This window comes from Solitalea longa, from assembly GCF_002920915.1.
Classification (GTDB): domain Bacteria; phylum Bacteroidota; class Bacteroidia; order Sphingobacteriales; family Sphingobacteriaceae; genus Solitalea; species Solitalea longa.
On the sequence record NZ_PQVF01000001.1, the window covers coordinates 212,696 to 235,498 of the forward strand.

Genomic DNA, 22,803 nt, shown 5'->3' on the forward strand with positions numbered 1-22,803 from the left:
TTGGGTTATTCTTTTTAACTGTAAATGTTTACGAAAGGTTACTTTATTTTATTAATAGTTTTCTAATTTCTTTATCCAATCCATAAACATCATCTCTGAAATTTAGTGTTCCATTATCATCTACCCAAGCTGTAAGGTAAACAATTGAGACAGGGACACTTTGCTTTAGGGTAACCCATAACTCTTTTCCACCGGTCATCATCAAAATTATCCTTTCAGAATCCCATGCCAGGTCATTTCTCAGCAAATATTCGGCTAGCTTTTGCGGTTCCGAAATCCTGATACAGCCATGGCTAAACGATCTGGTGGTTGATTGGAATAATCGCTTTGAAGGAGTGTCGTGCAGATAAATATCATATTCATTCGGAAATAAAAATTTAACCAAACCGAGGGAGTTGGCGTTGCCGGGTTTTTGCCGGATAGTATATGGAAATGGTTTCGCCGGGTATTGCTTCCAATCAATGCTGTCGGGAGAAACTACTTTATTACCTTGCATGAATTCGAGTTGCTCTTTATTAACGTAGGCCGGGTTTTTCTTTACCTCGGGAATGATCTCATTTTTAATGATAGATCTAGGGACGTTCCAGTACGGACTAAAAACAATGTATTTTATGTTGCCCGAAAATAGTGCAGTTGATGAAGAAGGTTTTCCTACCACCACGGGACTGCTCCAGCACAGCTCAGAACCTTGGTAAACATGCATTTCAAACTCAGGTATATTAACTAATATATGGTCGGATGAATTGTTTTCAGGTAGCCATTTTAGTCGTTGTATGTTAACCAGTAATTGAACTAACCGTTTTTGAGGGGAGATGTTTAATGATTGTATAAAGTTTTTGCCAATAATTCCGTCGGGTTTTAAGCCTGTAGTTTCTTGAAAATTTATAACCTCCTGCTTCAATGCCTCATCAAAAATGTTCGAAGAATCAGTATAGACCACATCTTTTAACAAGTATAAGCGGTTGCGTATTTCAACTATTAAAGAATCTTTATCGCCCGGCTTGATTGATTTTTTGGGATATGGCAGTGGTGTCCATTTATTGTCCTTTTGTAGCTTTAAAAAGGAATATAATTCTTTTTCAAGCTGATCAATACGAGGAAACTTATACTTATTTATTGAATCTAACTTGTTTTTCAACGAGTAAAAAGAGTACAGAGCCGAATCGAATGTCTGGGGCGTTGATGGCATAAACCATTCGGCCGCCTGTTGATATTGGGCAGAATAGTTGCTTTTGATAAAATAAACAAATGCTGCTGTTAGCTGCAATTCCAGCTGTAAATGCTGCCATTCGATCAATGTGGAGTCAATCGAGCCGTTCTCAACTTTTTTAAAGCAATCTTTTGTTGAAGTAGAGAGGTCAAATGGAGAAGATTTAAGAAGATTCTTTAGGCTTTTGGCCGATTCATTTATTCCCTTTTCATTTATCCACTGGTAATTGTAATTTCTTTTTTGATAAAAGGTAATTATTTCAGCATCTGCTGTTTTAAATATTGAATCCGTTTGTATAAACGCACTGATGCTGGTACTATCAAGTTTTAGGGGATTTATTTTTATGAATGATTTAATACCGAGCTGTTGACCATATGCACAAACAATAGTTCCGATCTGCAAAGCAAAACAGAAAAGTGTGAAAAAAGTCCGCTGCCGCCAAAGTTTCATAGCCAACCTTAAAATTGCAGGTAGGTTCTGGTTGAAAAAACGAAACCTCCTGTTTTGTCAATTTAACAAAAAGGAGGAATTCGAACAATATAAGATTTAATCGACTATTGCAAAAAAGAAGATTTTTGATCGTAAGTAGGACTGTTTCCGGCAATAAATAATACCGCTCCATCTTTTATTACATCAATTATCTGTTTATTCAAATCTTTGGGTAAAGCAGGGCAACCCCAACTACGACCCAAAAAGCCATTGCGAGCTATAAATGATTCTGAAACATAATCGGCTGAATGAACAATGATTTCGCGTTCTTTGGCATTACTATTAATACCTTTTTCCAAACCATTTAAGATCATGGCATAGCCGTGTTTTGGACTGATAATGGTTTGTCCGGTTAAATAAAATCCTAAACTGCTTTTTAAAGAACCCTCAATGTTTGAAAATTGAGTGGCATATTCTTCTCCTGAATTTTTACCGTGCGCAACAAGGGTGTGAAATAACAAATGTTTACTTGCTACATCAATAACAAACAAACGTTTCTCACTTGAAGGTTTACTAAAGTCAATAATCGCAAGGACTTGTTTTTTGGGGTTAATTTTTCTGAAACCTAAAAGGGCTTTTTCGAAAACATCCTTGTCAAGGAAGTTATTTAGTCCTGTTGCTATATACAGATGGTCAAGTTCCAAGGCGGCACTGCTTTCTTTCTTGGCTACTAAAGGCGAATCATCTTTACTGCTTTTTAACAGTACTTTTGCGTCTATCTTTCCTGCCATTAATGAGAAGCAAAATAATACCGCAATCCCAACTATTCTTTTCATTATAAGCTCTCCGGTTTTGGTTTAATTGTAAGGACTTCTACGAAATCATAAACCTCTGGGTTACAAATATTTGAAAGTTAATTTAATGTAATGGTTTCTGAATTAAAAACAAAGTTTTATAACCAATTTTATTTTAAAATAATTGTTGATATTCTTCCACAGTTTTTTAACAAGCTGAAAATAGCATACTTAAAACATGTAATTGGTTAGTTTCATTTATAAACGTTACAATGTGTTGACGTTTCAGGTCGTTATAAATACTACTTTTGTAAATTAATTTCTGCAGAGATGTTAGGAACTCTTTTAAAATATATACTTGAGCTAATATTGATCTTTTGGTTATTAAGAGCTTTATTAAGACTGGCGGCGCCGTTTATTTTCCGTTCGGTGGCTCAAAAAATGACTAGCCAAGCGGAGAACTTTTACCGTCAACAGCAGCAGCAACAACGGCAATACTACAGTCAAAGGCAGCCAGAAGGCGAAATGCATGTTGATAGTGCTCCGCAGCAAAACACAAAACGTAAAGCAAACCTGGATAATGCAGGCGAGTTTATTGATTACGAAGAAGTAAAATAGGATTTACGATTAAGCATTCATATATGAAATTTTACGATCTCGAAACTGAGTTCAATTTTGGGAAATACCAGGGTAAGACACTACAGGAAATTGCCAAAATTGACCCCGAATATTTAAACACTTGTGCCTTAAATGAGCAAGATTTCTTTATCACAGCACCGGTTATTGAGGATTTGCAAGGGATTAACCCGGCTATAAATTTTTCAGCACCGGCGATTCAATCATTGATTGATAAGCACAATCAATGGAAAACGGAAATGGGAATAGAGGATGAGGATGATGAAGAGACCTATGCCTATTTCGATGAGCAAGCTTGGAAAGATGAATTTGGATTGCCAGAGGATGATGAGGCCGAGGATATTTTGAGCCTTGAAGCGGCTAGTTTAGCAGCAGAAGTTACCGGCGAGTTTCCCACTATGGCAAATGGCAAGGATGACAAAAATGCAGAAAAAATAGCCGACAATGATTTCGAAGAGGAGGATGATTCTTTGGAAGAGTTCCCTTTTGAAAAATTCGATGAAGATGTTGAAGATTGGGACGGTGAATACGATAAAGAAGATGAATGGAATTAACTATTAAATAAGTGATTTAGGCCGCAAATGAGTTTTCCTTTGCGGTTTTCTTTTTCAAACAGTTTCAGCTTAAAATTTTTATCTCCAAAATTTAGTTTGGAGGTATTGGCCTTTTACAGTAAATACATTTTTCTATATTTGGCCGTTTCAAATAAACTAAAGACCAAAAAAAATGAACCAGTGGTTTAAGAAGAATTGGCCAAGCATATTGGCTTTCGTGTTGTTTATAGCAATATGTTTTATCTATTTCAGTCCAATATTGCAGGGTAAGCGATTGTTGCAAAGTGATGTGATTCAGGCGTCGGCGGCTCAGCAGGAGATTATGCAATATAAAAAGGATGGAATTGGCCCTTTATGGACCAATGCTATGTTTGGAGGTATGCCTTCGTTTCAGATTTGGACTCAGTATCCTTCCAATCTGGCATCCCATGTAATTAATATATGGAATAAGGTATTTCCAAATCCGGTTAACTTCGTATTGTTATACCTGATAGGTGGTTTTTTCTTATTCCGAATGCTGCGCTTTAAGCCTTGGGTAGCCATTGTGGGCGCTGTTGCAGTTGCTTTTTCATCTTATAACTTTGTTTTGATAGAAGCCGGTCATACCGGTAAAGCATTGGCCATTGCTTTCTTCGCTCCAATTTTGGGTGCAATTTTAATGGCTTTCAGAGGCCGTCGCTTATGGGGCGCCGCTTTATTAGCTTTATTCCTCGCACTCGAAATCCGTTCCAACCACTTGCAAATGACCTATTACCTAATGATTGCGATCATGGTTATCCTGATTGCAGAATTAGTTGATGCGATTAAGCAAAAGAAACTGGTTGATTTCTCTAAATCAGCGGCTGCTTTATTAATTGCAGCGATCATTGGGGTGGGCGTTAACTCTAGTACTTTATGGGTAACATATGAATATGCCCAGGAAACTACCCGTGGTAAATCAGATCTGGTAAAATCTCAAACCGTTGCCAAAGAAACTAAAGGTTTAGATAAGGAATATGCTTATCAATGGAGTGAAGGCATAATGGAATCGGTTACCTTCCTTATTCCTGATGCATACGGAGGTGCTAACGGTATTCCTTTTTCTCCAAAATCAAAAGTATATGGAGAACTGGTAAAAAACAGTGTACCAGCACAGGATGCCTCTCAAATTGCCGCTCAAATTGGTGGTGCTGCAAGATATTGGGGAGATAAGCCATTTACTTCAGGACCTTATTATTTCGGTGCTGCAGTTGTTTTCTTGTTCATTTTGGGATTAAGTTTAGTGAGAGGATCTCTGAAATGGGGTATTGCTATTGCTACACTGTTAAGTGTGCTACTCTCATGGGGGCGCAATCTTCAATGGTTCTCTGATATATTCTTCGATTATTTCCCAATGTATAATAAGTTCAGGGCGGTTGAATCAATTTTGGTTATTGCCGGATTAATGATCCCTCTTTTGGCCATTATTGTACTTAATCAAATATTTGAAGGCAAAATCAGCAAAGAGAAAGTTCTTAAGAATTTAAAATATACAACTTATGGTTTAGGAGGGTTTTTAGTCTTATTCCTTGCCGTACCGGGTTTATTCCTTTCTTTCCAATCGCCAAATGATGCTACTTTATTACAGCAGTTAACGGCTATGGGGGGTGATGCAATGGCGAGCAACTTGATGCAGGCGGTTAAAGCCGACCGATTGGGGATTGCCCGCGTTGATGCTTTACGTTCGCTAATCTTTGTGTTGCTAACAGCCGGACTTATTTGGGCCTATGTAAGTGATAAAATTAAATTGGAGTTTGTAGCACTCGGCCTTGGTCTTGTTATTATCATTGATATGTGGGGTGTTGATAAGCGTTATCTTAAAGACGATAACTTTACCGAGAAACGCATGTTTGCTCAAACTATCCAGCCACGTGAAGTTGATTTAGCGATTCAACAAGATACAGATCCTAACTATCGTGTTTACGACATGACTGCAGGAAATGCCTTCGCAAATGCTACTGTTTCTAAATTTCATAAAAGCATTGGGGGCTATCATGCCGCTAAATTAATGCGTTATCAAAACTTCATCGACAGCCAATTGGTGAAAGGTAATCCTTGGGCATTTAATATGCTTAATACCAAGTATATCATTATGCCTGACAGCGCCAAAGGGGCAAGGGTTGTACCAAATGATCAGGCTTTAGGAAATGCATGGTTTGTTACAGGTGTTAAATTTGTTAATAACGGTAATGAGGAACTAGGGGCCTTAGATTTTGTGAATCCTAAAAAGACAGCGATCATAAATGAGCAGTTCAAAAAGAATATCGATATAACTAAAATGAATTTTGATACTACGGCAACAATTAAGCTGGTAAGTTATCATCCTGAAAAATTAGTTTATGAATCGAATTCACCTGTCAGCCAGCTTGCGGTATTCTCAGAAATATATTACGATAAAGGCTGGAATGCGTATGTTGATGGTCAGCCTCATAATTATTTCCGTGCTGATTACCTGTTACGTGCTATGCAACTGGATGCAGGTAAACATACGGTTGAATTTAAATTTGAGCCTAAATCCTATTATTACGGTGAAAAGGTTTCATTAGTGTGTTCAATTTTACTGGTAGCCGGTTTTGCTGGTATAAGTTTCCTTGAATTTAAAAAACGGAAAAAGACAGAAACCTCTGAAGCGGTGGAAGCGTAGTCTTTAAATAAACTTTACAAAAAGGGCTTGTGATCGATTGATTACAAGCCCTTTTTTGTTAAATTATAGTAAAGTTTAATCACTCTTCTGTGATTATCACATTATATAGCTTGTGAACCACTGTAGTAATTAAGAATAAGTTAAAATCTATGAAGACTAAAAAGGCAAAAGGCAAAAATTCGGAAACACCAAAATTAAATGGTAGCGAATTACCTACAGAGAAGATGAAAACCAAAGATTATGATAAGAAATTGGCCAAGTTGCATGTTGAACTGGTAAAATTGCAGGAATGGGTTAAACTGAAAGGTTTAAAAGTGTGTGTTGTTTTTGAGGGTCGCGATGGAGCAGGTAAAGGAGGAACCATAAAGGCAATAACCGAGCGGGTGAGTCCTCGGGTGTTTAGAGTGGTTGCCCTTACGGCACCTACCGAACGTGAAAAAAGTCAGATGTACATCCAGCGATATCTGCCTCATTTACCTGCCGCCGGTGAAGTAGTAATATTCGATCGGAGTTGGTATAACCGTGCCGGAGTTGAACGTGTAATGGGTTTTTGTACCGAAGAAACGGCCGAAAGGTTTCTTACTATTGTTCCGCTGGTTGAAAGGGCCATTATCGATTCGGGGATTATTTTAATTAAGTATTGGCTCGAAGTAAGTGAAGAAGAACAAACGCGCCGTCTCGAATCTCGGATTGATGATGGTCGTAAAACCTGGAAGCTTTCTTCAATGGATCTTGATTCGTATAGTAAGTGGTATGATTACTCGCGCGCTCGCGATGAAATGTTTAAAGCTACAGATACTGATTTTTCTCCATGGAATGTTGCCATATCGAACGATAAAAAACGGGCCCGATTAAATATCATTGGCCACCTATTAAGCCAGATTCCCTACAAAGAAATCCATAAAGACAAGGTGGTTTTACCAAAACGGCAAAAGCCTGGTCATTATAAAGAGCCCAATTATCCATTCAGATACATTAAGGACCAGTATTAAGCGGTTGCCGGTTAATTGGTCCGCTTTTCACCCTTCAATTTCTGACCAATGAATCGGGCCGTTATGGCTAAATGAGAACTGATAACTGTGATAACTCCGTAGTATTTCTTCATTATATCAAAGCGTTCTCTCAATGCTCTTTTTTGGTTTTGCCATGAGGTTCCTCCAGAGAGATATCTGCAAATGATCAACTGGGTGTTTTCAATTTTTGAAGAAGCTTTCAAACAGCTAATGCACCAGTCAATATCCGCCGCAATTTTATAGTTAAGGTTATAAAGCGGAGCCAGGCTTCTTCTAACAATAAATGATTGATGACAAACCAGCATTCCCATTCTAAAACTTTTCCAGTTTAATTGCTGGGGTGGTCTTAACCGGCGAAGACCCAGCCCGTTGTTTTCATCGTCAACAATTAAAGCATCACCATAGTAGATATCAGCGTTTGAATTTGAGGCAAACACCTTTTCAACTGTCTCAGTATCATAAAACTGATCGCCAGCATTCATAAATAAAACGTAATCGCCAGTTGCCTGCTTCAAGCCTTTATTCATCGCATCATAAATACCTTTGTCGCTTTCGGAGCTCCAAAAGGCAATATGCTTCTCGAAATTTTTAACAATGCTTAGCGTGCTATCTTTTGAAGCACCATCAACAATAATGTATTCGATATTAGCATAGCTTTGATTGATCACACTTTTAATAGTTCGCTCAATGAAATGCTCGCCGTTATAAACAATAGTAATTACACTTAAAACTGGAGACTGGTTCTTAATGATGTTGTTTTGAGTATACATTCTTAATTAGTAGGGTAGAATATCACCCTTGTTGTTAGTTACTTATACTATTGTGAAGAAACTAGAATAGTGCTATCAAAATGAATTTTTCAGTTTTGTTCACATTCCAGAGCAATTAATTAATTTTTATAATTTTGCCACAAAAAACAATGCGGCTCATTAACGTAGTAAAAGGCATTCAATATCTTATTAAAGGGACTGAAATTTCATTGTATCAGAAAGTCAAACTAAAACTGGCCCCGCGTTACAAGAAAATCAATATTCAATTTTCAAAAAAACCTATAGAAGTCACTGATGGTGCTTCGTTTATTGCCTGTTATCAGGAAATTTTTATTGATAAGATTTACGAATTCAAAGCACATAGCTCCAATCCATTTATTATTGACTGCGGAGCGAATGTAGGTCTAAGTATTTTATATTTCAAGAAAATTTATCCTGAGGCAAGGATTATCGCTTTTGAGCCCGATCCCAATATTTATCAGGTAATGAAGAACAATATCGATGCTTTCGGTTGCCAGAATGTTGATGCACGCCAGGAAGCAATTTGGAATGAGCACTCCACAATTTATTTTGAAAGTGATGGAGGCACCTCTGGGCATATTGGCGAACAAAGGAATGGCACTGTTCCTATCAAGTCCTTTCGTTTAAAAGATCTTCTTCAGGATCAAAAGGTAGATTTGCTGAAAATTGACATTGAGGGTGCTGAATATGAAGTCTTAGTTGACTGTAAAGATGTGCTTCAAAATGCAGATAAGTTATTTGTAGAATACCATTCAAGAGAAAAATCTTCTCAACATCTGGATGAAATTCTAACTATTATTAGCAAAGCCGGATTTAGATATCATATTCAGGATGCCTATACTTCGCCACAGCCTTTTGTCCATATTAAACCAATGCTCGATATGGATAACCAGCTTAATATTTTTTGTTACAAAAATTAAAACGCTCTGAATGAGGAATGCTGGCAAAAAAGTAACGAATCGAGTGAATAGACCCTGCGTAGTTATCCCTGTTTATAAAACCAGTATAAGTGACGACGAATTACTGTCGTTAAATCTTTGTAAAAAAATATTAGGACACTATACTGTTATTTTGGCCGCTCCGGAAGGAATGTCGGTTGAGGCTTATCTTACTTTTTGGCCTGAGCTGAAAATTGAACGGTTTAAGGCATCTTATTTTAAGAATACCAAAGCATATAGCAAAATGCTGCTATCTGCAGGGTTTTACGGTCGATTTTTGGAGTATGATTACATGTTGATTTATCAAGGTGATGCTTTGGTTTTCAAAGATGAATTACAGTATTGGTGTGATCAGAATTATACCTATATCGGTTCTCCTTGGATTGATGCGCATTGGATTCAACTGTATAAGGATTACCATTTAGGGTTTATTGAAAAGCGAATTAACAGGGTAGGTAATGGTGGACTGTCCTTAAGGAGAGTGAAAACATTTTATAAAGCCTGTAAATGGCTTTGGCCAATTGCTTCTCTTTTTTGGAAAGAAGAGGATGTGTTTTGGTCAAACGTGGCTTATTTCCTTTATCCCGGTTTTCGCATCCCGGATTTCAATACAGCGCTTAAATTTTCATTTGAACTTCAGCCCCGAAAAGCATTTGACTTAAATAATCAACAAATTCCTTTTGGCTGTCATGCCTGGGAAAAATACGATAGGGTTTTTTGGGAAGATATATTGAAAAAAAACGAGGTCTTAACATTTAAATAAAAGTCATTTAAATTTCACGCAGCAAGCATGTTAGAAAAAACAGCTAATCAGTTTTCTTTATTTACAAAAAATCTGATCAATACCATTTCTTCAATTTTGAAGATTGTCATCCGCTCCCGATTCAATGTACAATTACCTTCAAAAACAAATGATCGATGTTCCATTTTGGGAAATGGTCCCTCTCTGCAATTTTCACTTGAAAATAATCTCGAGTTTATTCAGTGTACAGAATTAATATGTGTTAACAATTTTGCTCATTCTCCATATTTCATCAAGCTGACTCCTAAGAATTATGCTCTGCTTGATCCCTATTTTTTTTTATTTGATGGAAATGAGTACAATCGGGAGGATGTAAGCCAGACCATGAAAGCATTTGCTGAAGTTAACTGGGATATGTATCTCTTCATGCCGCAACATGCCAGGAAATCGAATTTTCTCAATCAGCTAATTAAAAGTAATACTTTCCTTCATCCTGTATACTTCAATTATACAGTTACCCGTGGGTTCGAAAAAATTATTCATTGGCTATTCAAACAGAATTTAGGAATGCCGCAATGCCAAAATATTTTGGCCGCCAGTATTTGTTTATCTATAAACAGGGGATTTAAAGAGATTTATCTTTTCGGTGCAGACCATTCTTGGCACGAACAATTGCAATTAACCGATCAAAACGATCTTACGATTAAAGATCTTCATTTTTATGATGCTAATCCTAATCATATGCCTACCCATAAATTGGTAGATGTGAAAAGCAAAAAGAAAACTACTATGTCATTTCAGTTTGCTGCGCTTTCAAAGGCATTTCTTAGTTATGAAATTTTGGAACGTTATGCACGGCAATTAGGTGTTAAGGTTTTCAACGCAAGTGCCAAAAGCTATATTGATGCATTTGAAAGAATTAGGCTATCTTAGCGTTTTTATTTTTGAGCATGTTAGATTTAAACCATAAAGCAGTATTAATAACCGGAGGGACGGGCTCATTCGGAAAAAAGTTTGTTGAAACCATTTTAACAAAGTTTCCTGATATCAAGCGTGTAGTTATTTATTCACGTGATGAACTGAAACAATTTGAAATGTCGCAAACATTTCCACATTCAAAATATAAGTCGATCCGTTATTTTATAGGAGATGTTCGTGATGGGGAGCGTTTAAAAAGAGCATGTGAAGGAATTGATATCATCATTCATGCGGCAGCCTTAAAGCAGGTGCCTGCAGCCGAATACAATCCGATGGAATGTATTAAAACGAATGTAATGGGTGCCGAAAATGTTATTGAAGCCGCATTAGCTTGCGGTGTGAAAAATGTTGTGGCGCTTTCAACTGATAAGGCAGCTGCTCCAATTAACTTATACGGTGCCACCAAACTGTGTTCGGATAAGTTGTTCATAGCAGCAAATAATATTAAAGGCTCACGCGACATTAAGTTTTCTGTAGTTCGTTACGGAAACGTAATGGGCTCAAGAGGTTCGGTAATTCCTTTCTTTATGGAAAAGAAGAAAACCGGAATCTTGCCTATTACAGATGAAAAAATGACCCGCTTCAATATTTCGTTGGAAGAAGGTGTGAATATGGTGCTTCATGCCATTGAGCATGCTTGGGGAGGTGAAGTTTTTGTACCTAAAATCCCATCATACCGTATTACCGACGTTGCAGAGGCTATAGGTCCAAATTGTAAGCAAGAAATTGTTGGTATTCGTCCCGGAGAGAAGATTCACGAAGAAATGATCACTGCTTCTGATTCATTTACTACAGTTGATTTAGGCAGATACTATGCAATCCTTCCTCAGGTTCCAAATTGGAGTCGGGAGGAATTCGATAAGCATTTTAATGCTAAAGCCGTTCCAATGGGCTTTCAATATAACTCAGGCACTAATGATGAATGGATCAGTGCCGAGCAGATAAGAGAGCTGATTGTACAATACGTTGATAAAGATTTTAAGGCCTAATAGCTTTTAAGAATAATTTGATAACCATGCCGGAATGTTTACCACTTTCCGGCATCTCTTGTTTTAAGAAATGAACCCAATACCATACGGAAAGCAACACATAACAGATGAAGACATACAAGCTGTTATTGATGTTTTAAAGTCTGATTATTTGACCCAAGGACCGGCCATAAATGCATTTGAAAATGCCTTTGCTCAATATGTTGGAGCAAAATATGCGGTTGCAGTTTCAAATGGAACAGCTGCATTGCATTTAGCTGCTTTGGCTTTGGATGTGAAAGAAGGCGATAAGGTGATTACCACCCCTATCACTTTTGCGGCTTCGGCAAATTGCATCCGTTATTGCGGTGCTGAAGTTGTTTTTGCTGATATTGATGAAGAGACCTATTTGCTCGATATCGAAAAGGTGAAACAACTGTTGCAGGCAAGTCCAAAAGGAACATACAAAGGGATTATTCCGGTTGATTTTGCCGGTATGGCAGTGGACTTGGAAGCTTTCAGAAAGCTGGCTGATGAATATGGTTTATGGATCATTGAAGATGCTTGTCATTCACCAGGCGGTTTTTTTGTCGACTCCAATGGAGGGAAACAGCTTTGTGGAAATGGCAAATTAGCTGATCTATCGGTGTTCTCTTTTCATCCGGTAAAACATATTGCCACCGGCGAGGGGGGAATGATCACAACTGATAACGATGAGCTTTATAAAAAGCTGATTAAATTACGTACGCACGGAATTACCCGTGAGACATCGTTGTTTGAGAACACGCCAGATTTTGCTTGTGGAATGGAAAGCGAGGTTTACCCCGGTTGGTATATGGAGATGCAGACGTTGGGGTATAACTATCGCATTACCGATTTTCAGGCGGCATTAGGGTCAAGCCAGCTTAAAAAGGCGGATAAAGGTTTACAACGCCGTATTGAAATCGCTACAAACTACGATAATGCCTTTAAAGATCTAGCTGGAGTAAAATCACAGTTGAACGAATTATATGCAGAACATTCGGGCCATGCTTATCATCTATATGTTATCCAGGTTGAAAATCGCTTGGGGCTATATAACTATTTACGGGAACAACAAGTATTTGCACAAGTTCATTATATTCCAACGCATTTGATGCCGTACTACAGAGAGCAAGGTTGGAAGGAAGGCGACTTCCCCATTGCCGAAGCTTACTATAAACGTTGTCTCAGCTTGCCAATGTATCCTTCAATGACTGATGAGCAACAGCAATATGTTATCAATAGCATCATAAATTTCTTGAAATAAAATGAGTGTATTAGCTATTATACCTGCCAGAGGAGGAAGTAAACGCATTCCAAAGAAAAATATAAAAGATTTTTTGGGTAAGCCAATCATTTCATACTCAATTGAGGCGGCAATAGAAGCACAAGTTTTTGATGAAATAATGGTGTCGACTGATGATGAAGAAATAGCAGAAATTGCCCTTAAGTACGGTGCAAAAGTGCCGTTTAAACGTTCAAATGAAAATGCTAGTGATTTTGCTACTACAATGGATGTTTTAGCTGAAGTTTATAATAGCTATTTATCAAACGGAGCAAACTTTGAATATGCATGCTGTATCTATCCAACAGCTCCTTTTGTTTCTTCAACTAAACTGATTGACGCCTTCGAAAAACTAAAAAAAGGAAACTATGATTCGGTATTCCCTATTCAAAAGTTTAGCTATCCAATTTTTCGCGCTTTAAAAAACGAAAACGATAAAATAGCACTTTTGTTCCCCGAGTTTGAAAATAAGCGATCGCAGGATATCCCGGATGCTTTTCATGATGCCGGACAATTCTATTTCTTTAAAACATCAATTTTAGAGAACAAAACCATTTTTACAAATAATAGCTGTGGAATTACAATTGATGAATTGGAAGGCCAGGATATTGATAATTTAAGTGACTGGAAAATTGCGGAGATTAAATATCAACTTTTAAAGAACAGTTAATGAAAGAGAAGGCTGGAATACTTTTTAGAGTTGATGGAAACAGCATAATCGGTCTTGGGCATATAATTCGATGTCAGGCAATGGCTCATATGCTAAAAGATACTTTCGAATGTACTTTTCATGTCCGCCAACCTTCGCCTCATCTTGTAAATGATTTTGAGAAACTAGGTTATAAATTGAACGTAGTTGCTGATTTTGATGACATACATGTAGAGGCTAGAGAATGGTCTAAGCAGCTAAATTCAACTGACATTGTCGTTTTAGATGGATATAGATTTGATACGCAGTATCAGCAGCAAATAAAAGATAAGGGCTGTAAGCTTGTATGTATTGATGACATTCACGCCTATCATTTTGTTGCCGATGCTATAATCAGCCATTCGGGAGGAATAAAAGAAGAATGGTATTCTAAAGAAAGCTATACAAGGCTTTATCACGGCTTAAAATACGCATTATTGCGACCTGGATTTATTGCTGAAGCCAGCCAAAAAAGGGTTTTAAAAACGGTAAATGAGCATGTGTTTATTTGCCTCGGTGGTGCAGATCCGAATAATAATACTCAGTTGGTATTAAATAACTGTATGGATATCAGGGCCAGTTATCACTTGGTATTGGGGAGCGCTTTTATGCACCAGGAATCTGTTGATCGGTTCATTAGTAGTACTCAAATGGATGTAAAGGTTTACTATAATCTTTCTGAAATGGAAATGATTAAGCTAATGAAAAAATGTGACAGGGCAATTTGTTCTCCAAGCAGCATCTCCATGGAGTATTTGTGTATAAAAGGAATACTGTATTTGCTGCTTACCGCCGATAATCAGCAGCATTTATATAACTATTATTTAGAGAATAATTTGGCTAAAGACTTTAATACTTTTGCCGATCCAAATGCTGATATCAATTGGACTTTACTTACTCAGCTCTTTGACGGTAATCAAAAAGAGAGAATTATAGAACTTATAAAATCGATTTAATGGATATCAAATTAGTTGATCTCACCGAAAAGGATATTGAATTAGTAAGAACATGGCGTAACTCACCCGAAGTTGCGGCCTATATGTACACCGATTCTCAAATTACGAAAGAGGATCAGGAGCGATGGTTTGAAAGAACGAAGGATGATTCTAGCTCTAAATACTGGATTATTGAATACAATGATCAAAAAGTAGGTTTAGCTTCATTAACCGGGATTAGTTCAACTTTTAGTTCGTGTTATTGGGCTTTTTACTTAGGAGATCCCAGTGCAAAGGGAGGATTGGGAGCAAAAATAGAATACAATGTAATTAACTATGTTTTTGATGTTTTGAAGCTGAATAAATTGCGGTGTGAAGTTTTTGTATTCAATGAAAAGGTTACTCAGTTGCATGAAAAATTTGGTTTTAGACGTGAGGCTTATTATCGTCAACATGTGAAAAAGAATGGTAAATTTGAGGATGTGGTGGGTTTAGCCTTATTAAAAGCGGATTGGGAAGCAATAAAAGACTCTTTGAAACATAAAGTTTATAGAGGCAAAGCTTAATAATTAGTCGTTTTTTAACCATAATAGGTAGTATTAATTTAACGAGATACTCATTGAATGAAGAAGTTTTCTGCAGAAAGAATCTATCTAAAAGAAATTGATCTTGCTGATATAAATCAGCGAGTAATGGATTGGTTCAGCGATGAGGAATTAATGAAGTTTTACACCAATTCAAAGAAACAAATAACAAAGGAATCGCTTATTCAGTCGATAATTGACGGGAAAGAGAGTCATAATCTCTATACTTTTGGAATTTATGACGTGGTCTCTGATCAATTAATAGGAACTATGAAATTAGGGCCTATTAACCATGCACAAAAGACCTCAGATCTGGTAGCCTTAATTGGGGATCATGCCTTTTTAGGAAAGGGATTAGCGGTTGAAGCCATAAAAGTGGGAATTCAGATAGCATTTGAAGAATACGATTTAAGAAAGCTTTTTGGCGGAATGTATGAATCAAATATTGCATCTATTAAAGCCTACTGCAGGGCAGGCTGGATAATTGAAGGTAGATTGAAAGGGCATTATTGGGTGGATGGAAAAAACGAAGACCGACTTTTAGCGGCTTGTTTTAATCCAAAGTATTTTACCAAAGAAGAAATCGAAGCTGTCAAGGAACAGGAAAAAGGGTATTTATAAACATAGTATAGCTGGTTACTGAACTGAGCAAGCCGAGCTTTCAAATAATTATGAAGTCATTTAAAATATCGAATATAGAAATTGGCCCTGAGCATAAGCCGTTTATCATTGCGGAAATGTCGGGCAATCATAATCAATCACTCGACCGAGCATTGGAGATCGTTGATGCCGCAGCCGATGCCGGCGCGCACTGCATTAAGCTTCAAACATACCGAGCTGATACGATAACATTTAATAGCAATTCGGCTGAGTTTACCATAAATGATGATAAATCAATATGGAAAGGCCAAAATCTTTACCAGCTCTATGAACAAGCCTACACCCCATGGGAATGGCACCAGCCTATTTTTGAGCATGCAAAAAAACGAGGCATCCTGGCTTTTAGTTCTCCTTTTGATGTAACCGCGGTCGATTTCCTTGAAACATTGGATGTGCCCGCTTATAAAGTTGCCTCATTTGAAAACACTGATCATATTTTATTAAAGAAAGTTGCCCAAACTGGCAAGCCAGTAATTATGTCAACCGGCGTGGCTTCTGTAGCCGATATCGAAGAATCGGTGAAAGTATTAAGAGAAGCAGGTTGTGAGCAATTGGTATTGTTAAAATGTACAAGCACCTACCCAGCTTCACCAGAAAACACCAATCTTTTAACCATTCCGCATATGGCACAGCTGTTTAATGTTTCAGTTGGACTGTCAGATCATACAATGGGAATTGGAGCTTCTGTGGCAGCAGTGGCCATGGGTGCCCGAGTAATTGAAAAACATTTTACATTGCGAAGAGCCGATGGCGGCGTTGATTCAACGTTTTCATTAGAGCCCGAAGAAATGAAAGCCTTAGTGATTGAGTCGGAACGTGCATTTTTGGCAATGGGAAAAGTGAATTATACCCTGTCAGATAAGGAGAAAAATAGCTTGCAGTTTAAACGATCATTGTTTGTGGTGAAAGATCTGGAAGCTGGAGAGGAATTTTCAGCAGAAAATGTAAAATCGATCAGGCCTGCAAACGGATTGCACACCCGCTATTATGATCAAATTTTAGGGAAGAAGGCCAAAACGGCAATTAAAGCAGGAACGCCTTTAGCCTGGAACCTCGTTAGTTTATAATTTTTAAAACATAACCGTTACTTTTACTAAATGATTGATTAAAATTGATAATCAATCTGAATTTATATCTAAATATCTTTATGATTATTCACCGCCTAGCGAAACCTACTGACGTTGATTTATATTTTAAATGGGCTAATGAAGACCAAGCTCGTAAAAATTCTTACAGTCAGAAAAAGATCGATTTTCAAACCCATGTAAATTGGTTTAATGCGAGTTTAAAAGATGAGAACTCCATTATGCTGGTGTTTGAGTATGAAACCGGTATGCCAGTCGGACAAATTCGCTTTGAGCGCCACAACAGTGATACCATCATTCGTATCTCTATAGATAAGGATTTTAGAGGTCGTTTACTAGCCAAACAAATGATCATGGATGCTTGTCGCCACTTCTTCACTCTTTTCCCTGGTGATCTGGTGCGTGCTTATATCCGTAAAGAAAATATGGCTTCAGTTCGTGCCTTTGAACATTCAGGTTTTGAATTTGAGAAAGAAACCGTGATAAACGACATTCCAAGTTTTGTTTACACTATTAGAAAATCATAGTTCAGCTTTATTTCTTTAATTATTCCTGATGGGATTAATTCGTAAACAAACCATAAAAGGAACAATCTACTCGTATTTGGGCGTTGCCGTGGGATTTGTAACAACAATTGTCCTTCGGCCACATTGTTTAAGCACTGATGAGAATGGAATATTAGGACTTTTATTGGCCATTGCGGCCGTAATTGGTCAATTGTCAAGCCTCGGATTTCAAGCTGCATCCGTTCGGTTTTTTCCTTATTTCCGTAATGCTGAAAAGAATAACAATGGTTTTTTATTTCTATCCAGTACGATTTCAGCAATAGGATTTCTTATTTGTTTTCTTTTTATAACAATTGGAGGTGATGCTATTTGGGGTGATAATCCGGATTATAAATTGGTGTTTACCACCTATGGCCCCATTCTCTGGGGACTTTCTTTTTTTCTGCAGTTTTTTGGGGTGCTTGATAACTATAATCGCGCATTGTACGATACAGTTACTGGAACTGCATTAAGAGAGTTCTACCAAAAATTCTTTGTTGCCCTATCAATGGCATTATTGCTGGTAGTTAGTCTTAATTTTAAGCAATTTATATACGTTTGGCTTTTTGCAAATATTCTTCCTACGCTAATCATTGCTATTAAATTAGGCAGAGAAAATCGCTTAAATTTTACTCCCGACCTTTCTTTTCCTGATAAGTCACTTATCAAAGGCATGGCAAGCATAAGCTCATTTGCTGTTATAAGTGGGTTTACAACAATGGTTATTCAGTACATTGATAAAATAATGATCTATAATCTTCTGGGTTTGAGCGAAACAGGGATCTATGACATCACTATTTATTTTGCGGTTGTAATTTCTATGCCATCAAGAGTCATGTATCGGATTGGAGGAACCATTATTGCCGACAGATGGAAAGACCATGACCTGGCCGGAATTCTTTCCATTTATCGTAAGAGCTGTATCAATCAGCTGCTTATTGGTTTGTTGTTGTTTATTGGAATTTGGGCAAATATTAATAACGTATTCCTTATTTTACCTTCGGAGTATGCTGCCGGGAAATATGTGATCCTGTTTGTAGGTTTGGGTAGCTTATTTGATATGGCTACAGGTGTTAATGGGGTGATCTTAGGAACCTCTAAATACTTCCGTTTTGATACTTATTTCTTTTTAGCATTGATCGGTGTAATCATTGGAGCCAACTATTTATTTATTCCAAAGTATGGCCTAACAGGTGCTGCAATGGCGGCCGCAATGGGTACTTTTCTTTTCAATTTCTTCAGATATATTTTTGTTTGGGTGAAATTTGGATTACAGCCTTTTAATGGCAATAATCTGGCGATACTATTAGTTGGATTAATAGTATTAGCGCTTAACTATTTGTTGCCAGCGTTGCCGAATTTCATACTAGATATAATTGTTCGCTCAGGCTTAATAGCCGCGGTTTACTTAATAGTTATTTACTGGTTTAGGCTTTCTCCTGAAATGAATGATTTGGTAAATAGTAAGCTGAAGTTTTTAAACAGATAGAATTAAGATACTTAAAGTAAAAGCCCTGACAATTTCAATTGTCAGGGCTTTATTTCTATGCAAGTTTTTCGAGTATATTCTCGAGTGATAATTTCTCTTGCTCCCCGCTTTGCATATTTTTCAAAGCGAGTAGGCCTGATTGCATTTCTTCTTCACCTATTAAAATCACAAATGGGATTTGCTTTGCATCAGCATATTTCATCTGCTTTTGAAGTTTCGAAGAGGCAGGATATAGCTCGGTGTTAATACCTTTTGCTCTTAGTTTGGCTAAAACGGGTAAGGCAAACTTTTCAGCAGTGGTATCAAAATTGGTGATCAATACTTTGGTTGAATTTACAGCACTTTCTGGGAAAAGACCGAGTTCGAGCATTACGTCATAAATACGATCGGCACCAAACGAAATGCCGGCTCCGGTAACCCCTTTCAAACCAAACATTCCGGTCAAATCATCATAGCGGCCACCGCCACCAATTGATCCCATCTGTACCTCATTTGATTTTACTTCGAAAATAGCACCAGTGTAATAATTCAGGCCTCGTGCTAAAGTAATATCTAATTCTACTTTAGCGCGCTTTAATTCAAATGCCGAAAGATAACTGAAGATCGTTTCCAATTCTTCAATTCCTTTTTTGCCAATTTCGGTTGAGGATAAGCTGGTTTTTAACACCTGCAGTTTTTCGTCATTTGATCCGCTTAATTCAATAAAAGGACGCAAAACCTCAATGTCTTTCTCCGTAAATCCACGCTCGATCAGTTCCTTAACAACGCCATCGTAGCCAATTTTGTCGAGCTTATCAATGGCTACCGTCATATCAACGATCAATTCGGACTTGCCAATAATATCAGCTATCCCGCTTAATATTTTCCGGTTATTAATTTTTATGGTGAAGTCGTTTAAACCAAGGTTCGACAGTGCCTCGTCATAAATACAGACAAACTCAGCCTCATTTAACAAAGAGTCAGAGCCAACAACATCGGCATCGCACTGATAGAACTCACGGTAACGGCCTTTTTGAGGTCTGTCGGCACGCCAAACCGGTTGCACCTGGTAGCGCTTAAAAGGCATGGCGATCTCATTTTGATGCATTACAACGTAACGCGCAAATGGAACAGTAAGGTCATAACGAAGTGCCTTTTCAGATATCTCAAAAGTAACTGCCTTTGAATTTTTTGCTTCCAGTTTTTGGGCATCAGCTTTTGATAGGAAATCACCTGAGTTCAACACTTTAAAGATCAACTGGTCACCTTCTTCACCGTATTTACCGGTTAAGGTACTCAGGTTTTCCATTACTGGCGTTTCAATAGGCTGATACCCGAATTTTTGAAAAACGCGCTTAATGGTATCAAAAATATAGGTGCGTCGGGCAACTTCAACAGGAGAAAAATCACGGGTTCCTTTTGGAATACTAGGCTTCATGCGTTATGCTTGTTTCAATTTAAATGATCCTGACTTTTTGCTGTAATGAAAAGCCGGGCTGGCAAAAATACAATTATTTAAATGGTTAAGATTCCTTTATTATGCCTAATTCAGCATTAATGATTTGATTGCAGGCTGTTTCAATTTGTTTAAAAACCGGAACAAACAAGGTTTCGTCGAACCATGGATCGGCTACTTCCATGTTTTTGCCGGGGTGAGAAGCATTGAGTAATAGGTCAACTTTAATGCGATCATGCTCGCTTCTGATAAGTGAAAGTACATCGCTAAAGTTTGTTTGGTCCATCACATAAATGCGATCAAATTCATCAAAATCTGTTGACGAAAACTGGCGGGCACGCAAGTCGCTGATGTCAACTCCGAAGCTTTTAGCAGTCCGTTGTGCCCTGCGGTCCGGCGCCTCTCCAATATGCCAGCTTCCGGTTCCGCATGAGTCAACCTGCCAGTTCAGGCCCTTATTTTTGATCATATGACGCATCACTCCTTCTGCCATGGGAGAGCGGCAAATGTTTCCTAAGCAAACCATTAAAATTTTCATGCTCAAAGATAATAAATCACCGTTCAGCTTAAGCTAGGTTGATGACATAGGGGTAAATGAATGAGAAGTAACTTGTCAGTGACACCCATGATGCTGTCAGTTCAATTCTGTATTCTTCTCATGAAAGCGAAAGTTATCCGCTTTCGAGTTTTTTTTACGATAATCTTCTGAGGATTTCTAATTTTACTTCAAACCCACATATTATCATGAATTCAATCAATATAACTTCAATCCTTGAGGAGTTACACATCTTAGACAATAACCAGGCTTGGAGTACCGGGCAACAATGGGGAGAAAGCGTCAATGCAACTACTAAAACAATTTATTCGCCGGTGGATGGAAAGGCAATTGCAAACGTGGCTTTTGCAACAGCCGATGATTATGACCAGGTAATTAAAACCGCGCAAAATGCTTTTGAGAGCTGGCGTTTAATACCAGCGCCAAAAAGAGGTGAAATAGTACGACAAATTGGCGAAGAGCTGCGTGCAAAAAAGAAAGCTCTTGGAGCGCTTGTTTCTTATGAAATGGGTAAGAGCCTGCAGGAAGGATGGGGTGAGGTTCAGGAAATGATCGATATCTGTGATTTTGCAGTTGGGCTTTCTCGCCAGTTATATGGCTTAACCATGCATTCTGAACGGTCACGTCATCGCATGTACGAGCAGTACCATCCATTGGGTATAGTTGGAATAATTTCGGCATTTAACTTCCCGGTGGCTGTTTGGTCGTGGAATGCTGCACTGGCTTGGGTATGCGGAGATGTTTGTATTTGGAAACCTTCAGAAAAAACTCCTTTAACTGCGATTGCTTGTCAAAAGATAGCCTCAAAAGTTTTTGAAGTAAATGGAATCGAAGCAGGTGTTTCCAGTTTGATCATTGGCGATAGGGAAATTGGCGAATTGATGGCAAACGATGAACGGGTTCCGTTAATTTCAGCTACCGGTTCAACCAGAATGGGTAAGGCTGTAGGTGCCGCCGTTGGCAAACGTTTGGGTCGCAGTTTACTCGAATTGGGCGGAAATAATGCGATCATCATTTCAGAACATGCTGATTTGAATATGTCGCTGCCGGGTGTGGTTTTTGGCGCAGTTGGTACAGCCGGCCAGCGTTGTACTACTACCCGTCGTTTAATTATCCACGAATCAGTTTACGATGCTTTTAAAGCAAAACTAACCAGTGCTTATTCACAGTTACGTATAGGTGATCCATTAGATGAAACCAATCATGTTGGGCCATTAATTGATAAGGATGCAGTTCAGAGTTATTTAAACGCCCTTGAAGAAGCGAAAGCTCAAGGCGCAAAAGTTGTAGTGGATGGAGGGGTACTTGGTGGCGATGGATTTGAATCGGGCTGTTATGTGAAGCCGGCAATTTTTGAGGCCGAAAACCATTTTAAAATTGTGCAGCACGAAACCTTTGCCCCTATTTTATACATAATGAAGTACGGTAGTATTGACAATGCTATTGAGCTGCAGAACGGAGTCCCACAAGGGTTGTCGTCTTCTATTATGACCACAAATTTACGGGAAGCAGAAAAGTTCCTTTCTCATGCCGGTTCTGATTGTGGCATAGCCAATGTGAATATCGGCACTTCCGGAGCTGAAATTGGGGGTGCCTTTGGTGGGGAAAAAGAAACCGGCGGCGGCCGTGAATCAGGTTCTGATGCATGGAAAGTATATATGCGCCGTCAGACAAATACCATTAATTACGGTTCGGATCTTCCACTGGCACAAGGAATCAAATTTGATTTTTAATTGATTAATTTCATACGATTGAAGGAGCTGTATTGCAGCTCCTTTTACTTTATATCCCTTAGCTAAATCTTA

Annotated in this window: 22 protein-coding genes; 17 read left to right on the plus strand and 5 right to left on the minus strand. The window is 38.1% G+C overall.

Going from position 1 to position 22,803, the window contains the following annotated elements:
* Nucleotides 1-43: 43 nt before the first annotated feature.
* Together C3K47_RS01005 and C3K47_RS01010 are read right to left on the minus strand one after the other, a co-directional pair.
* Complete coding sequence (locus C3K47_RS01005; protein WP_103787208.1) at nucleotides 44-1,660, minus strand: L,D-transpeptidase family protein; 1,617 nt, start codon at nucleotides 1,658-1,660, stop codon at nucleotides 44-46.
* A gap of 104 nt (nucleotides 1,661-1,764) precedes the next feature.
* Nucleotides 1,765-2,475, minus strand: a complete 711-nt coding sequence (locus C3K47_RS01010) for a murein L,D-transpeptidase catalytic domain family protein (protein ID WP_103787209.1) — start codon at nucleotides 2,473-2,475, stop codon at nucleotides 1,765-1,767.
* A gap of 288 nt (nucleotides 2,476-2,763) precedes the next feature.
* On the opposite strand from C3K47_RS01010, the gene C3K47_RS01015 reads away from it, so the two are divergent.
* From C3K47_RS01015 to ppk2, 4 genes are all read left to right on the plus strand, one after another.
* Nucleotides 2,764-3,051 (plus strand): DUF4834 family protein, encoded by a 288-nt coding sequence (locus C3K47_RS01015; protein WP_103787210.1) that lies wholly within the window; start codon nucleotides 2,764-2,766, stop codon nucleotides 3,049-3,051.
* Nucleotides 3,052-3,074: 23 nt separating this feature from the next.
* On the plus strand, nucleotides 3,075-3,623 hold the full coding sequence (locus C3K47_RS01020) for an exodeoxyribonuclease X C-terminal domain-containing protein (RefSeq protein WP_103787211.1): 549 nt from the start codon (nucleotides 3,075-3,077) through the stop codon (nucleotides 3,621-3,623).
* 172 nt (nucleotides 3,624-3,795) lie between these two features.
* Nucleotides 3,796-6,285 carry a YfhO family protein gene (locus C3K47_RS01025; RefSeq protein ID WP_103787212.1) on the plus strand — a complete coding sequence of 830 codons (2,490 nt, stop codon included), beginning with the start codon at nucleotides 3,796-3,798 and terminating at the stop codon, nucleotides 6,283-6,285.
* Nucleotides 6,286-6,434: 149 nt separating this feature from the next.
* The gene (gene ppk2, locus C3K47_RS01030) at nucleotides 6,435-7,277 is read left to right on the plus strand and encodes a polyphosphate kinase 2 (protein ID WP_103787213.1); all 843 of its coding nucleotides are present in this window, start codon (nucleotides 6,435-6,437) and stop codon (nucleotides 7,275-7,277) included.
* An 11-nt stretch (nucleotides 7,278-7,288) separates the two neighbouring features.
* Here the strand turns inward: ppk2 and C3K47_RS01035 are convergent, their stop codons facing one another.
* Complete coding sequence (locus tag C3K47_RS01035) at nucleotides 7,289-8,068, minus strand: glycosyltransferase family 2 protein (RefSeq protein WP_103787214.1); 780 nt, start codon at nucleotides 8,066-8,068, stop codon at nucleotides 7,289-7,291.
* 149 nt (nucleotides 8,069-8,217) lie between these two features.
* On the opposite strand from C3K47_RS01035, the gene C3K47_RS01040 reads away from it, so the two are divergent.
* The 12 genes from C3K47_RS01040 (at nucleotide 8,218) to C3K47_RS01095 (ending at nucleotide 19,007) form a co-directional block, all read left to right on the plus strand.
* Nucleotides 8,218-9,009, plus strand: coding sequence for an FkbM family methyltransferase (locus C3K47_RS01040; RefSeq protein ID WP_103787215.1), 792 nt, complete (start codon nucleotides 8,218-8,220; stop codon nucleotides 9,007-9,009).
* Between the two features lie 43 nt (nucleotides 9,010-9,052).
* On the plus strand, nucleotides 9,053-9,790 hold the full coding sequence (locus C3K47_RS01045; RefSeq protein WP_133159307.1) for a DUF5672 family protein: 738 nt from the start codon (nucleotides 9,053-9,055) through the stop codon (nucleotides 9,788-9,790).
* Between the two features lie 27 nt (nucleotides 9,791-9,817).
* Nucleotides 9,818-10,702, plus strand: a complete 885-nt coding sequence (locus tag C3K47_RS01050) for a hypothetical protein (protein ID WP_103787217.1) — start codon at nucleotides 9,818-9,820, stop codon at nucleotides 10,700-10,702.
* 17 nt (nucleotides 10,703-10,719) lie between these two features.
* Nucleotides 10,720-11,736 (plus strand): UDP-N-acetylglucosamine 4,6-dehydratase (inverting), encoded by a 1,017-nt coding sequence (pseB, locus tag C3K47_RS01055; RefSeq protein ID WP_103787218.1) that lies wholly within the window; start codon nucleotides 10,720-10,722, stop codon nucleotides 11,734-11,736.
* A gap of 70 nt (nucleotides 11,737-11,806) precedes the next feature.
* A complete protein-coding gene (gene pseC / locus C3K47_RS01060; RefSeq protein ID WP_103787219.1) occupies nucleotides 11,807-13,003 on the plus strand; it encodes a UDP-4-amino-4,6-dideoxy-N-acetyl-beta-L-altrosamine transaminase in 1,197 nt (398 codons plus the stop codon).
* Between the two features lies 1 nt (nucleotide 13,004).
* On the plus strand, nucleotides 13,005-13,691 hold the full coding sequence (gene pseF, locus C3K47_RS01065; RefSeq protein ID WP_103787220.1) for a pseudaminic acid cytidylyltransferase: 687 nt from the start codon (nucleotides 13,005-13,007) through the stop codon (nucleotides 13,689-13,691).
* On the plus strand, nucleotides 13,691-14,665 hold the full coding sequence (gene pseG, locus C3K47_RS01070; protein WP_103787221.1) for a UDP-2,4-diacetamido-2,4,6-trideoxy-beta-L-altropyranose hydrolase: 975 nt from the start codon (nucleotides 13,691-13,693) through the stop codon (nucleotides 14,663-14,665). Before pseF ends, pseG begins: the two co-directional genes overlap by 1 nt.
* The gene (gene pseH / locus C3K47_RS01075; protein WP_103787222.1) at nucleotides 14,665-15,210 is read left to right on the plus strand and encodes a UDP-4-amino-4,6-dideoxy-N-acetyl-beta-L-altrosamine N-acetyltransferase; all 546 of its coding nucleotides are present in this window, start codon (nucleotides 14,665-14,667) and stop codon (nucleotides 15,208-15,210) included. Before pseG ends, pseH begins: the two co-directional genes overlap by 1 nt.
* 57 nt (nucleotides 15,211-15,267) lie before the next feature.
* Nucleotides 15,268-15,849, plus strand: a complete 582-nt coding sequence (locus C3K47_RS01080; RefSeq protein WP_103787223.1) for a GNAT family N-acetyltransferase — start codon at nucleotides 15,268-15,270, stop codon at nucleotides 15,847-15,849.
* A 50-nt stretch (nucleotides 15,850-15,899) separates the two neighbouring features.
* A complete protein-coding gene (gene pseI, locus C3K47_RS01085) occupies nucleotides 15,900-16,955 on the plus strand; it encodes a pseudaminic acid synthase (RefSeq protein WP_103787224.1) in 1,056 nt (351 codons plus the stop codon).
* 80 nt (nucleotides 16,956-17,035) lie between these two features.
* The gene (locus C3K47_RS01090) at nucleotides 17,036-17,500 is read left to right on the plus strand and encodes a GNAT family N-acetyltransferase (RefSeq protein WP_103787225.1); all 465 of its coding nucleotides are present in this window, start codon (nucleotides 17,036-17,038) and stop codon (nucleotides 17,498-17,500) included.
* Between the two features lie 28 nt (nucleotides 17,501-17,528).
* The gene (locus C3K47_RS01095; RefSeq protein ID WP_103787226.1) at nucleotides 17,529-19,007 is read left to right on the plus strand and encodes a lipopolysaccharide biosynthesis protein; all 1,479 of its coding nucleotides are present in this window, start codon (nucleotides 17,529-17,531) and stop codon (nucleotides 19,005-19,007) included.
* Between the two features lie 55 nt (nucleotides 19,008-19,062).
* Here C3K47_RS01095 and hisS read toward each other — a convergent pair whose 3' ends face one another.
* Both hisS and C3K47_RS01105 read right to left on the minus strand, forming a co-directional pair.
* On the minus strand, nucleotides 19,063-20,424 hold the full coding sequence (gene hisS, locus C3K47_RS01100; protein ID WP_103787227.1) for a histidine--tRNA ligase: 1,362 nt from the start codon (nucleotides 20,422-20,424) through the stop codon (nucleotides 19,063-19,065).
* 85 nt (nucleotides 20,425-20,509) lie between these two features.
* Nucleotides 20,510-20,980 (minus strand): low molecular weight protein-tyrosine-phosphatase, encoded by a 471-nt coding sequence (locus C3K47_RS01105; RefSeq protein WP_103787228.1) that lies wholly within the window; start codon nucleotides 20,978-20,980, stop codon nucleotides 20,510-20,512.
* Nucleotides 20,981-21,186: 206 nt separating this feature from the next.
* On the opposite strand from C3K47_RS01105, the gene amaB reads away from it, so the two are divergent.
* Nucleotides 21,187-22,731: an L-piperidine-6-carboxylate dehydrogenase gene (gene amaB / locus C3K47_RS01110; RefSeq protein ID WP_103787229.1), complete on the plus strand. Its 1,545-nt coding sequence runs from the start codon at nucleotides 21,187-21,189 to the stop codon at nucleotides 22,729-22,731.
* Nucleotides 22,732-22,803: the final 72 nt, after the last annotated feature.